The following is a 12,761-nucleotide window of genomic DNA, read 5'->3' as shown; positions in this document are numbered from 1 at the left end:
CACGCACCCCGGCACCCCACGGAAGGAACCCCCGATGTCCACCGGCACAGACCTCTTCGATCTCAGCGGCACCGTCGCCCTCGTCACCGGAGGCGCGAAGGGCCTGGGCCTCGCCATGGCGAAGGGCCTCGCCGATCATGGCAGCGACATCGCGCTCGCCGACATCGACGACTCGACCGGTGAGCAGGCCGCCGCAGAGCTGTCGGAAGCCACCGGCCGCACCGTCCGCTACTACCACTGCAACGTCATGGACCCCGCCGAGGTCGACGCGCTCGTGGACCGGGTCGTCGCCGACCTCGGGCAGATCGACACCCTGCTCAACAACGCGGGGCGCACGATCCACCAGCCCCTCGAGGAGGTCACCGAGGATAACTGGCGGGCCGTCATGGGGCTGAACCTCGACGCCGTCTTCCACGTCATGCAGTCCGTGGCCCGCCACATGCTCGAGCGGGGGAGTGGCAGCATCATCAACACCGGCTCCATGAGCGGCATCATCGCGAACATCCCGCAGAAGCAGGCCTCCTACAACGCCTCGAAGGCGGCGGTCCACAACCTCACCCGATCCGCGGCCTGCGAGTGGGCCGAGCGCGGGCTGCGTGTGAACGCGATCGCTCCGGGCTACATGCGCACGGAGCTGACCCGCGGGTTCTACGAGGAGGGCGGTCCGCAGATCGACCAGTGGAACCTCATGACGCCGATGAAGCGGCCGGGCGAGCCCCATGAGCTCGCGGGCGCCGCGGTCTTCCTCGCCTCGCAGGCATCCACCTTCGTCACGGGCTCGATCCTCAGCGTCGACGGCGGCTACACCGCCGCCTGAGGCAGCGACCGTCGGCCCCGAGCACACCTCCTGATCCGTTCCTCCCTCGCAGAGAGCAGACCACCCCATGACCTACCTGTTCGATGATCCGAAGAAGTTCCCGGCCGCCGCGGTCGAGGGACTCGTCGCCGCCCATCCCGAGGAGCTCACGCAGGTCCACGGCGGCGTGGTGCGCCGGGATGCGACGCCCGAGGGGCAGGTCGCGCTCGTCGTCGGCGGCGGCTCGGGCCACTACCCGGCCTTCGCGGGCTGGGTCGGCCCGGGCTTCGCCCACGGCGCCCCGTGCGGCAACATCTTCTCCTCGCCGTCCTCCGACCAGGTGTACTCGGTCGCGCGCAACGCCGAGAACGGCGGCGGCGTGATCCTCGGCTTCGGCAACTACGCGGGCGACGTCCTGCACTTCGGTGTCGCCGCGGAGAAGCTGCGCGCCGAGGGCGTGGATGTGCGCATCGTCAAGGTGAGCGACGACATCGCCTCGAACTCCGAGGAGAACCACCGCGACCGCCGCGGCATCGCCGGCGACCTCGTCGTCTTCAAGGTCGCGGGCGCCGCGATCCAGGCCGGCGCGGACATCGCCGAGGCCGAGCGCCTCGCCTGGAAGGCGAACGACGCCACGCGCTCGCTCGGCGTCGCCTTCGACGGATGCACGATCCCCGGGGCCGACGAGGCGCTGTTCCACGTGCCCGAGGGCAAGATGGCCATCGGCCTGGGCATCCACGGCGAGCCCGGCATCGACGAGGTCGACATGCCCAGCGCCGAGGACCTCGCCCGGCGCCTGGTCGACGGCGTCCTCGCCGAGACCCCCGAGCTCGACTCGACGCGGGCCGCCGTGGTCCTCAACGGCCTGGGCACCGTGAAGTACGAGGAGCTGTTCGTCGTCTACGCGCACGTGGCGCGGATGCTCGGCGAGGCGGGGCTGACGATCGTGCGCCCCGAGGTGGGCGAGCACGTGACCAGCCTCGACATGGCAGGGCTGTCCCTGACGGTCATGCGCCTGGACGAGGAGCTCGAGGAGCTCTGGCTCGCCCCGGCCGACACCCCCGCCTTCCGCCGCGGCGTGGTCGTCGAGGGTCCGGCCGGCGAGGAGCGCGGCGAGATCTACACCCCGGGCGAGGACCCCATCCCCGAGGCGTCCGAGGATTCCCGCGGCAGTGCGGCGCGGATCGTCGAGATCCTCGCTGACCTGCAGGAGAAGCTCGAGGAGTGGGAGCCCGAGCTCGGGAAGATGGACGCCGTCGCCGGCGACGGCGACCACGGACAGGGCATGGTGCTCGGCGTGCGCGCCGCCCGTGCCGCCGCGGAGAAGGCGTCCGACGGAGGCGCGGGCGCCCGCACCGTCCTCGTCCAGGGCGGCTCCGCCTGGTCGGCCGAGGCCGGCGGCACCTCCGGCGCCCTCTGGGGTGCCGCGCTCACGAGCCTCGGCAGCGCGCTCGCGGACGACACCGCGGTCACCCCCGAGCAGCTCGTGGCCGGGATCGTGCAGGCCATCGAGGCTGTCGAGCGGCTCGGCGGCGCGAAGGTCGGCGACAAGACCATGGTCGACGCGATGGTGCCCTTCCGGGAGTCCCTCGAGTCCGCGGGCACCCCGTCGGATCTCGCAGCCGCAGGCGCCGCGATCTCCACCGCGGCAGAGGCGGCCGCCGAGGCCGCCGAGGGCACCAGCGACATCGCCGCCCACCTGGGCCGCGCCCGCGTGCTCGGCGACAAGTCCGTGGGCACGCCCGACCCGGGCGCGGTCTCGTTCTCACGGATCGTCGCCCGCCTCGGCGAGCAGCTCGCCTGAGCTCGGCGGGTCCGGGCCGTCGGACGGGCGGGCCGACGGCCCGTCGGACCTCACGGGACCATCGCCCCGCGCTGCACGGATAATCGTCCCGAACCACATACCTCGCATCACGAGCAGGAACAGGAGCAGAACATGGCACTGAGGATCGTCGTCGGCGGAGACAACGCCGGATTCGGATACAAGGAAGAGTTCAAGAAGGTCCTCGAGGCCGACGAGCGGGTCGCGTCCGTGACCGACGTCGGCGTCACCGGCCGTGAGGACGGCACCTACTACCCCAACGTCGCGGTCGACGCGGCGGAGAAGGTCGCGGCCGGCGAGGCCGACCGCGCGCTGCTGATCTGCGGGACCGGCCTGGGCGTCGCGATCGCGGCGAACAAGGTCAAGGGCATCCGCGCGGTGACCGCGCACGACCTCTACTCGGTGCAGCGCTCGATCCTGTCGAACAACGCGCAGGTCCTCTGCATGGGCGAGCGCGTGATCGGCCTGGAGTCCGCGAAGGCACTGGTGGACGTGTGGCTGGATCTGGAGTTCGACCCGAGCTCGTCCTCTGCCGCGAAGGTCGACGCGATCTGCGCCTACGACGGGTCCCTCGAGGAGAACTGACCCCGGCGTCCCGCGCGGCCGCCCAGCGCCCCGGCGCCTGATCGATGGCCAGGTTCCCCGACAGGATCGTCCGATTCCTGTCAGAGAACCTGGCCGTCGTCGTCCCGGGCGAGGGGGTGGGGGAGCGATGGTTCGGGTGCGTGGGTGCGTGGTTGCGCAGGGATGAGGAGCCGCCGGCCCGGGACCTGTGGCCCACATCGCCCGGGCGTCCGCCCGCGCGCCCCGCGAGCTTAGGGTGACCTGACCTGTGCTCGATCCCGGCACGGGACCCGTGAACGGAGCACCATGCCCGCAGAACCCACCCGGCCCGTCGGCGTCCCCACGGCCGTCCCCACGGCCGACGCCACGACCGACGCCGCGCCCCAGTCCGCCGCCGGCGCCCCCTCGAGCGGACCCGCCGGCCCCCGCGAGGCGCGCCGGGTCACCTGGGCCTCGCTCGTCGGCACCTCCCTCGAGCAGTTCGACTTCTACCTGTTCGCGTACTTCTCGGCGTTCTTCGTCGGCCCGCTGTTCTTCGAGCCGCTCGGCCCGGCCGGGGCGACCCTCGCCTCCTTCAGCACGATCGCCGTGAGCTTCGTGATCCGGCCGCTCGGCGCGATCGTGTTCGGGCACATGGGCGACCGGCTCGGCCGCCGCGCGACGCTGCTGTGGACCGTCGGGATCATGGGCGTCGCCACCGGGCTCATCGGCCTGCTGCCCTCCTATGCGCAGGCGGGCTGGCTGGGCGCGATCGGCCTCGTGGTGCTGCGCCTCGCCCAGGGCCTCTCTCTGGGCGGGGAGTGGGGCGGCTCGGTGCTGCTGGCGGCCGAGCACGCGAAGCCCCTGCGCCGCGCGCTGTACGCGGCGATCCCGCAGCTGGGCTCACCCGTCGGCTCGATCCTCTCGGCCGCCGTCTACCTCGTGCTGATCGCCGCCGTGCCCGAGTCCGCGATCGCCGCCTGGGCCTGGCGGGTGCCGTTCCTGCTCGCGTTCCCGCTGCTGCTGGTCTCGCTGTACCTGCGGATGCGCGTCGACGAGACGCCCGTCTTCACCCGGCTGAGGTCCGACGGCTCGCGCGACCGGATCCCCGTGCTCGACATGCTGCGCTCGCGGCCGCTCGCCCTGGGGACCGCGGTGCTGGCCGCGCTGCTGGGCATCGGCTCGTACTCCCTCATGAACACGTACACCATGAACTACGGCGCGAAGCAGCTGGGCTATCCCTTCCTGCAGCTGCTCACCGCCACCACCATCGGCTCGCTCCTGCAGCTGGTGACGATCCCGCTGTTCGGCCTGCTCGCCACGCGCATCGGCTCGGCCCGCGTGGTGGGCATCGGAGCTCTCGGCACCGCTCTCATCGCCCTGCCGATGTACGCGCTGCTGCCCTCGGCGACCTTCGGCGTGCTCGTCGCGATGATGGTGATCGGCGGGATCCTGCCCACCATGTCGTGGGCGGCGCTCGGCGGACTCATGAACGACCTGTTCGAAGGGCGCTTCCGGTACTCGGCGCTGTCCTTCGCCTACGCTATCGCCGCGACCCTCAGCGGCTTCGTCCCCCTGCTCACCGCCGCGCTGGGCGGCGTCACCGGCCAGGCCTGGTGGCACCCCGCGCTCGTGCTCATCGCCCTCAGCCTCGCGACGCTCGTGGGGGCGCTCGGCGCACGACGGGCAGGTGCGTCCGCGGGCCGCTCGGGTCTGTGAGGATGGCGCCATGAACGAGCTGCTCCCCGATGCCGTCTACTTCGACTCGCTCCCGAAGGTCATCACGTCGGGCGCGGTGATCCTGCGCGACGAGCACGACCGCGTGCTCATCGAGAAGCCGAACTACCGCGACCACTGGCTGCTGCCCGGCGGGGGCGTCGACCCGGGGGAGGACGCCCGCGCATGCGCCCATCGCGAGGTGCGCGAGGAGCTCGGCCTGGACCTGCCGATCGGCCGCCTGCTCGCCGTGCACTGGATGCCCTCGCGCGCACGTGTCGGAGCGCCGATGGGCGCGCACTTCCTGTTCGACGCGGGCGTCGTCCCGGCCGCGCGGCTCGAGTTCGACGTGGTCCCGCAGGCCGCGGAGCTCGACGACTGGATGCTCGCGGACGCGGATGAGCTGGACCTGCTCGGTCCGTGGGGCGCGTCACGCGCACGGCGGGGACTCGCCGTGCTGCACGGAGACAGCGAGGTCGATCTGCTCGCTCCGTGATCACACCGCTGTGACCAGGAGGAGCCGGGCGTGATCGCGAGACGTCTCACAGGTGCCCGGGCCGTCCGGAACGGGGGAGAACAGGGGAGTCGCGGTGACGCGCGCCTCCTTATGCCGCTACCGTGCAGGGCATCCCTGTCCCTGTCCCCGACCAGAACGGCACGGCAATGGACCTCACGTTCAAACTGATCGCGCTCGCGATCTACTTCCTCGCGATGCTCGGCATCGGCTTCTACGCCTTCCGCAAGACCAAGGGCGGCGACGAGTACATCCTCGGCGGTCGCCAGCTGCACCCCTTCACCGCGGCCCTGTCCGCGGGCGCCTCCGACATGTCCGGATGGCTGCTCATGGGGCTGCCGGGCGCGCTCTACATGAGCGGTCTGGTCGAGGCGTGGCTCGCCGTCGGCCTCACCGTCGGTGCGGCCCTCAACTGGATCCTCGTCGCGCCGCGTCTGCGCCAGTACACGCAGATCGCCGACGACTCCCTCACGGTCCCGAGCTTCTTCGGAAACCGTCTGTTCGATCGCACGCGCGCCCTGCGCATCGTGGCCGGGCTCGTGATCCTGGTGTTCTTCACCTTCTACGTCTCCTCAGGCATGGTCTCCGGCGGTGTGTTCTTCCAGTCCTTCTTCGGCGGCCCGTACCTCATCGGGATGCTCCTGGTCGCCGGCGTCACCGTGCTGTACACGCTGTTCGGCGGCTTCCTCGGCGCGACCTACACGGACGTCGTCCAGGGCGTCATCATGCTCATCTCGCTCATCGTGGTCCCCACGGTCGCGATGTTCTCCGTGGGCGGCCCCGTCGAGATGTTCGACTCCGTGCGCCAGGTCAACGCCGACTTCGCCTCCATGACGAGCGGTGCGACCGCCATCGGCGTGATCTCCTCGCTCGCCTGGGGCCTGGGCTACTTCGGCCAGCCCCACATCATCGTGCGCTTCATGGCGCTGCGCTCCTCGCGCGACGCGAAGTACGGCGCGACCTTCGGCGTGGGCTGGATGATCATCTGCGTGCTCGGCGCGATCTTCACCGCCCTCGCCGGGCTCGCGTACTTCCAGCAGAACGGCGACGCCCTGCTCACCGACAAGACGAACGGCGAGTCGGTCTTCCTCGACCTCGCGCAGATCATGTTCCACCCGCTGCTCGCGGGCATCCTGCTGGCCGCGGTGCTCGCCGCGATCATGTCGACGATGTCGAGCCAGCTCGTGGTCACGAGCTCCGCGCTCATCGAGGACATCGTGGGCGCGTTCAACCGCTCGATCGGCCCCGCGGCCAAGCTCTGGGGCGGACGCGCCGGCGTCCTCGTGATCTCGCTGATCGCCGCGCTGCTCGCTCTGGACCCCTCGAGCTCGATCCTGGATCTCGTGTCCTTCGCCTGGGCCGGCTTCGGCGCCGCCTTCGGGCCCCTCGTGCTGCTGTGCCTGTTCTGGCGACGCCTGACGATGCCCGGCGCCCTCGCCGGCATGATCGTCGGTGCGGTCGTGGCGTTCTGGTGGGGCGGCGGCCTCGGCGCCGAGGCGCCCGACGTCGCCTGGAATCTGTTCGGCGGGGAGCACCTCTACGAGATCATCCCCGGCTTCGTGCTCAACCTGCTGGTCGCGGTCGTCGTCTCGCTCGTGACGCCTGCGCCGCCGGCCAGAGCCCGCGAGCAGTTCGACGAGATGGTCGCCTCCCTCAAGTCGGGCACGATCGCGCAGAAGCCGGCCGACGAGGCCCCGGAGTCCGCGCCGACCGTCTGACGCCCGGCCCGGCCCGGCCCGGTCCGGTCCAGACCGGTCTCCGGTCCGACGGCCCATTGCACGAGGGCGCCGCATCCTGCACGGATGCGGCGCCCTCGTGCGCTCCCTCAGGCTGCGGAGCGTCGTCAGCCCGCGACGCGCTCTACGAAGGCGACGATCTCGTCCGCGACCTCGTCGCGGATCTCGGGCTCGTTGTGCACCTCGTGGCGGAAGCCCGTGTACACGCGGGTGGTGACATCGCGTGTCCCCGACTCGACCAGCGCGGTGGCCACGCCGTACGCGCCCTCGCCGAAGCCGCCCACGGGATCCTGGTCTCCCGAGAGGATCAGCACGGGCAGGCCGCCGGGGATGCGCGCGGCCCACTCGGGCGCGTTCGCCTCGTCGTAGAGCCCCACGAAGTCCCGGACGAAGCGCAGGGACATGGGCGTCCCGAAGCCGTTGAGCGGGTCGGAGCCGTGGTCGCGCACCACGTCGCGGTCGCGCGCGACCCAGTCGGTCGGCCCGCGCACGTCGTCGTAGCGGTCCAGGAAGCCGTCGAAGAGGCTCGGCAGGAAGGACTCGCCGCTGCTCGCGCCGTCGCCCGCGCCGATCGCCCGGTCCAGGGCGTGGCGGTCGAACGTCCGCATCGAGCGCATCCCGGCGGCGATCCCGCCGAGCGCCAATCCGGCCAGGCCCTGCGGGTGCCGCGAGGCCTGCGCGCGGGCGATCATCGAGCCCCAGCTGTGGCCGAAGACGACGTACGGCAGCTCGGGGAACATCGAGGTGACCTTCTCGCGGAGGGTCTCCTCGTCGGCGATCACGGTCTTCAGGCCGTCCTCGCCGGTGTCCGCCCAGACGCCAGAGGCGACGGCCGTGGCCCCGTGACCGGCATGGTCGTCGGCCGCGACCACGATCCCCGCATCCAGGAGACGCGCGATGAGCCGCTGATAGCGCCGCGAGTGCTCGCCGAGCCCGTGCTCGATCTGCACGACGGCGCGCGCGGGGACGACGGGGACGTGGATCCAGGCATGGATCTCGTCGCGTCCGTTGCGGGAGGGGAACGTGAACTCGTGCAGGGCCATCTCGTCTCCTTCGGCGGGGTGCGGCTCAGGCGAGCGTAGCCCGCCGGGGGCGACGAGCTCCGGGACTCAGGGTTCGAGGGTGCGCCGGTGCCGGTACGCGCGATCCGCACGGGGCTCCTCGGAGCGCTGCTCATGGGAGACCGCGAGCGCCGCGCCGATGGCGGGCTTCGCACCCGCCCAGGCCACGGGAGTTCGCGCGGGAGAGGTCGTGGGCTCGGGGGACGGGTCGGCGAGGGCCTGCTCTGTCGTCGTCTGCGCGGCCTCCTGCACGATGTGGACGGAGGCGGTCATCGAGGTGTCGATCATGTCCATGCCACGACGCTCGCCCGCGGGGCTATGGATCCGCTGTGACCGTGCTGTCGCCGGGCGGTGAGGTGAGGCGCTCGGCACATACGCGCACCATGCCCGGGGCACAGCAGATCCATAGGCCCGGCCGGAAGTCTTCCCGCCATGACCACCACCGATGAGAAGCGGACCGGGGACGGTTCGAGCCCCGGGTCCTCACCAGACGCTCGGCCGACGGGCGCCGCGCCCGCGGCATCGAGCCCGGGCGCGGCGACCGGGAAGCCCCCGCACCGGCTCGAGGCCGTGCGCAGGAGGCTCCTGGACGAGTCCCCGCGGGCGAGCCTCGCGCTGCTCGGTCTGCTCGTGGCGACCGGGGTCCTGTACTTCTGGAACCTCAGCGCCAACGGGTACGCGAACTCGTTCTACTCGGCGGCCGTGCAGGCGGGATCGGAGTCCTGGAAGGCGTTCTTCTACGGCTCCTCCGACGCGGCGAACTCGATCACCGTGGACAAGCCGCCGGCCTCGCTGTGGCTGATGGCGCTGTCCGTGCGCATGTTCGGGCTGAACACGATCGCGATCCTGCTGCCGCAGGTGCTCATGGGCATCGGCACCGTGCTCCTCGTGGACCGCACGGTGAAGAGGTACTTCGGCGTGGGCGCGGGCCTCGTGGCCGGTGCGGCGATGGCGATCACCCCGGTCGCGGTGCTCATGTTCCGCTTCAACAATCCCGACGCGCTGCTGGTGATGCTCATGGCGCTCGGCGCGTGGGCGACCCTGCGCGCGATCGAGAAGGGCTCGATCCGCTGGATGGCCCTGGTGGGCGTGTTCATCGGCTTAGGCTTCCTCACCAAGACGCTGCAGGCGTTCCTGGTCGTGCCCTTCTTCGGGCTCGCCTTCATGCTGTTCGCCGCCGCGACCTGGCGCCGACGCGTGCTGGGTCTGCTCGCCGCGGTCGGGGCGCTCGTCGTCGCCGGCGGCTGGTGGGTCGCGATCGTCGAGCTCGTGCCCGAGAGCTGGCGGCCCTTCATCGGCGGCTCCCAGAACAACTCGTTCCTCGAGCTGACCTTCGGGTACAACGGCCTGGGCCGCATCAACGGCGAGGAGACCGGATCCGTGGGCGGCGGCGGACCCTCCTCCGGGGAGACCGGCCTCGCGAGGCTCTTCTCCTCGGACCTGGGCGGTCAGATCTCCTGGCTGATCCCCGCCGCGCTGATCCTCGTGGTGCTCGCGCTGTGGATGGGGCGACGCGCCCCGCGCACCGACATGCGCCGCGCCTCCCACATGGTGTGGGGCGGTTGGTTCCTCGCCACCTTCCTGACGTTCTCCTTCATGGCCGGGATCTTCCACCAGTACTACACGGTGGCCCTGTCGCCGGCGATCGCCGCGATGGTCGGCGCCGGAGCGGGGGAGCTGTGGCAGCGCCGCGGCACCTGGCTCGCCAGGATCGGCCTCGCGCTCGCCGCGCTCGCCACAGGCATCTGGGGATTCGCGCTCCTGCAGCGACAGACGGAGTACGGGCAGTGGCTCGCGATCCTCGTCCTCGCCACCGGCATCCTCGCCGCCGTCGGCGTGCTCTTCGCCCACCGGATGGGCAGGGCGCTGCTCGCGGCCCTGCTGGCCAGCGCGATCCTGAGCGCCGGCGCCGGGCAGGCCGCCTACGCGGTGAGCACCGTGACCACGGCCAAGACCGGTTCGATCATCACCGCGGGGCCGACGGTCTCCAGCGGCATGGGCGGCGGCCCCGGCGGCATGGGCGGAGGCCCGGGAGGCCAGGGCGGCGGTCAGGGCGGTGGCCAGGGCGGGCCCGGCGGAGGCCAGGGCTTCCCCGGCGGCCGGGGCCAGACCGGGCAGACCGGCCAGGGCCAGACCGGCCAGGGCACGACGGGCCAGAGCCAGAACGGTCAGGGGCAGGGCGGGATGGGCACACCTCCCGGCCAGTCCTCCCAGTCCCAGCAGGGGCAGTCGAGCCAGGGGCAGCAGTTCCAGCAGGGCCAGTCCCAGCAGGGACAGACCCAGCAGGGCCAGATGCCGTCGGCCGGCGGAGCCGAAGGCGCCATGGGCGGCGGGCCCGGCGGAGGCGGGGGCGGCGGCATGAGCGGCCTGCTCGATGCCACCGAGCCCGACCAGGACGTCGTCGACGCCCTCACCGCCGACGCCGATCAGTACACCTGGGTCGCCGCGGCCGTCGGCAGCCAGAGCGCCGCGGGCATGCAGCTGGCGACCGAGGAGCCCGTGATGGCCATCGGCGGGTTCAACGGATCCGACCCGAGCCCCACCCTCGAGCAGTTCCAGCATTACGTCGAGGACGGCCAGATCCACTACCTGCTCGCCAGCAGCGGCTTCGGCCAGCAGAACGGCGGCTCCGACTCCGCGAGCGAGATCGTCGAGTGGGCGAGCGAGAACTTCAAGGAGGTCACCATCGGCGACTCCACGTTCTACGACCTCACCCAGCCCGTCTCCAGCTCCACCAGCACCCAGGAGGCGTCATGACCCTGGACCTCGCACGAAGCACGGGCGGCCTCTCCGCCGGGGCCGGGCGCGCCGACAGCGCCCCCGGCACCCGCTCCGGGAGCCACGATCCCTCGGCGCACACACCCGAGGACCTGCCTCAGGCCCGACCTCTGGTGAGTGCGGAGCCCGGTACCACGGTGCTGGACGTGGTGGTGCCGGTCCTCAACGAGCGGCACACGATCGAGGCGTGCGTGGAGCGCCTGGACCGCCACCTGCGCTCGACCTTCCCGTACCCGTTCCGGATCACGGTCGCCGACAACGGCAGCACCGACGGCACCCGGGAGATCGCCGCCGACCTCGAGGAGCGCATGCCCGACCGCGTGCGCGCCGTGCACCTGGACAAGAAGGGCCGCGGGCGAGCGCTCAAAGCAACCTGGTCCGCGTCGGACGCGCTCGTGCTCGCCTACATGGACGTCGACCTCTCCACGGACCTCGACGCGCTCTGGCCACTCGTCGCACCGCTGATGTCCGGGCACTCCGATCTCGCGATCGGTACGCGCCTGCACCGTTCGTCGAGGGTGGTGCGGGGGACCAAGCGCGAGTTCATCTCCCGCTGCTACAACGCCGGGCTCTCGGTCGCGCTGGGAGCAGGCTTCACCGACGCCCAGTGCGGGTTCAAGGCGATCCGGGCCGACGTCGCCCGGGAGATCCTGCCGCTCGTCGAGGACCCCGCCTGGTTCTTCGACACCGAGCTCCTGGTGCTCGCCGAGCGCACCGGGCTGCGGATCCACGAGGTGCCCGTCGACTGGTACGACGACCCGGACTCCCGGGTGGACGTGGTGGGGACGGCCCTCGACGACATCCGGGGCGTGCTGCGGGTCCGACGCTCGCTGCGCTCGGGAGAGCTCGGCATCGACGGCATCCGCGCGCGTCTGGGGCGGACCATGCCCTCGGGCCAGACCGGTGGGCAGGTCATCCGCTTCGCCGCGGTGGGAGTCGCGAGCACGCTGCTGCATCTCGCGGGCTTCGCCGCCCTGCACGGACTGCTCGGCATGGGGGCTCAGGCGGCGAATATCCTCGCGCTGCTGGTCGCGACCATCGTGAACACGAGCGCCAACCGTTCCTGGACCTTCGGGATCCGTGAGCGCGAGGGTGCCCTGTGGCACCAGCTCCAGGGGCTCGCCCTGCTCGCTCTCACCTGGGCGCTCAGCGCCGGCGCGCTGCTGCTGCTCGACGGCGCATGGCCCCAGGCCCCCACCGCCGTGCAGACGGTGATCCTGGGCGGCTCGATGGTCATCGCGACGGTCACGAAGTTCGGCGTCATGCGCCGGTGGCGCAGGGACGGGACCACGGAGGCGCACGACGCCGCGAGCGGCCGACGGACGGGGCCCGCGCCGAGCGTGTGACGGTTCCCTGGGTGCTCGTCACGCACGAACGAGCCCGAGCGCCCTGCGTCACGTGGTGCAGAACACGCTCTGACCTGGGGCTGTAGAGTTGACGTGGGGGCTCGGGGTGCGTAAGTTATTACCTCGTGCCCAGCCGACAGGTTCGGGGGATCGGAAACAGTGTTTCTGGTTTCTCGGATGGGTTGGGGTGCCACGGTTAATCTAATAGTCAGTTTCGGTGGTAGCCCAGATCACAGGGTGCCGAGTTGACATGGAGAACCGATTGCTCCTAAGCTTTAGGGGTTGCCTCGGAGAGAAGGCCCGGATGGGTGCGGATCTTTGAGTGCGCGTGTTGTTTGAGATCTCAATAGCGTGTCTGTTTGTTGATGCCAAATTTTTTGTTTTGGCATGACGGATGATGTAGCAGATTTATATGAATGTGCTAGTCGTTTGTTTTGTCGGGATTATAG

The 12,761-nt window shown here is 71.1% G+C and carries 10 protein-coding genes; 8 read left to right on the top strand and 2 right to left on the bottom strand.

The window, feature by feature from the left end; all coding sequences use genetic code 11:
• Positions 1 to 34: 34 nt before the first annotated feature.
• The 6 genes from I8D64_RS13410 (at position 35) to putP (ending at position 7,109) form a co-directional block, all read left to right on the top strand.
• Positions 35 to 817: a glucose 1-dehydrogenase gene (locus tag I8D64_RS13410; RefSeq protein ID WP_200503301.1), complete on the top strand. Its 783-nt coding sequence runs from the start codon at positions 35 to 37 to the stop codon at positions 815 to 817.
• Positions 818 to 884: 67 nt separating this feature from the next.
• Positions 885 to 2,600 carry a dihydroxyacetone kinase family protein gene (locus I8D64_RS13405; RefSeq protein ID WP_200503300.1) on the top strand — a complete coding sequence of 572 codons (1,716 nt, stop codon included), beginning with the start codon at positions 885 to 887 and terminating at the stop codon, positions 2,598 to 2,600.
• Between the two features lie 132 nt (positions 2,601 to 2,732).
• Positions 2,733 to 3,203 (top strand): ribose-5-phosphate isomerase, encoded by a 471-nt coding sequence (locus I8D64_RS13400; RefSeq protein ID WP_200503299.1) that lies wholly within the window; start codon positions 2,733 to 2,735, stop codon positions 3,201 to 3,203.
• 285 nt (positions 3,204 to 3,488) lie between these two features.
• Entirely contained in the window at positions 3,489 to 4,880 is a 1,392-nt protein-coding gene (locus tag I8D64_RS13395; RefSeq protein ID WP_200503298.1) for an MFS transporter, read from the top strand.
• Positions 4,881 to 4,890: 10 nt separating this feature from the next.
• On the top strand, positions 4,891 to 5,373 hold the full coding sequence (locus I8D64_RS13390; protein ID WP_200503297.1) for an NUDIX domain-containing protein: 483 nt from the start codon (positions 4,891 to 4,893) through the stop codon (positions 5,371 to 5,373).
• Positions 5,374 to 5,540: 167 nt separating this feature from the next.
• Positions 5,541 to 7,109: a sodium/proline symporter PutP gene (gene putP, locus I8D64_RS13385; RefSeq protein ID WP_200503394.1), complete on the top strand. Its 1,569-nt coding sequence runs from the start codon at positions 5,541 to 5,543 to the stop codon at positions 7,107 to 7,109.
• A 125-nt stretch (positions 7,110 to 7,234) separates the two neighbouring features.
• On the opposite strand, the gene I8D64_RS13380 is transcribed toward putP, so the two are convergent.
• Together I8D64_RS13380 and I8D64_RS13375 are read right to left on the bottom strand one after the other, a co-directional pair.
• On the bottom strand, positions 7,235 to 8,170 hold the full coding sequence (locus I8D64_RS13380; RefSeq protein ID WP_200503296.1) for an alpha/beta fold hydrolase: 936 nt from the start codon (positions 8,168 to 8,170) through the stop codon (positions 7,235 to 7,237).
• A gap of 66 nt (positions 8,171 to 8,236) precedes the next feature.
• The gene (locus I8D64_RS13375) at positions 8,237 to 8,482 is read right to left on the bottom strand and encodes a hypothetical protein (RefSeq protein ID WP_200503295.1); all 246 of its coding nucleotides are present in this window, start codon (positions 8,480 to 8,482) and stop codon (positions 8,237 to 8,239) included.
• 138 nt (positions 8,483 to 8,620) lie between these two features.
• Here I8D64_RS13375 and I8D64_RS13370 point away from each other — a divergent pair, with 138 nt between their 5' ends.
• A complete protein-coding gene (locus I8D64_RS13370; RefSeq protein WP_200503294.1) occupies positions 8,621 to 10,945 on the top strand; it encodes a glycosyltransferase family 39 protein in 2,325 nt (774 codons plus the stop codon).
• A complete protein-coding gene (locus tag I8D64_RS13365; protein WP_200503293.1) occupies positions 10,942 to 12,312 on the top strand; it encodes a bifunctional glycosyltransferase family 2/GtrA family protein in 1,371 nt (456 codons plus the stop codon). Before I8D64_RS13370 ends, I8D64_RS13365 begins: the two co-directional genes overlap by 4 nt.
• Positions 12,313 to 12,761: the final 449 nt, after the last annotated feature.

Source organism: Brachybacterium halotolerans (assembly GCF_016623465.1).
GTDB classification, from domain to species: domain Bacteria; phylum Actinomycetota; class Actinomycetes; order Actinomycetales; family Dermabacteraceae; genus Brachybacterium; species Brachybacterium halotolerans.
The sequence above is the reverse complement of the archived record's forward strand: the minus strand, read 5'-3'. Positions and strand labels throughout refer to the sequence as shown.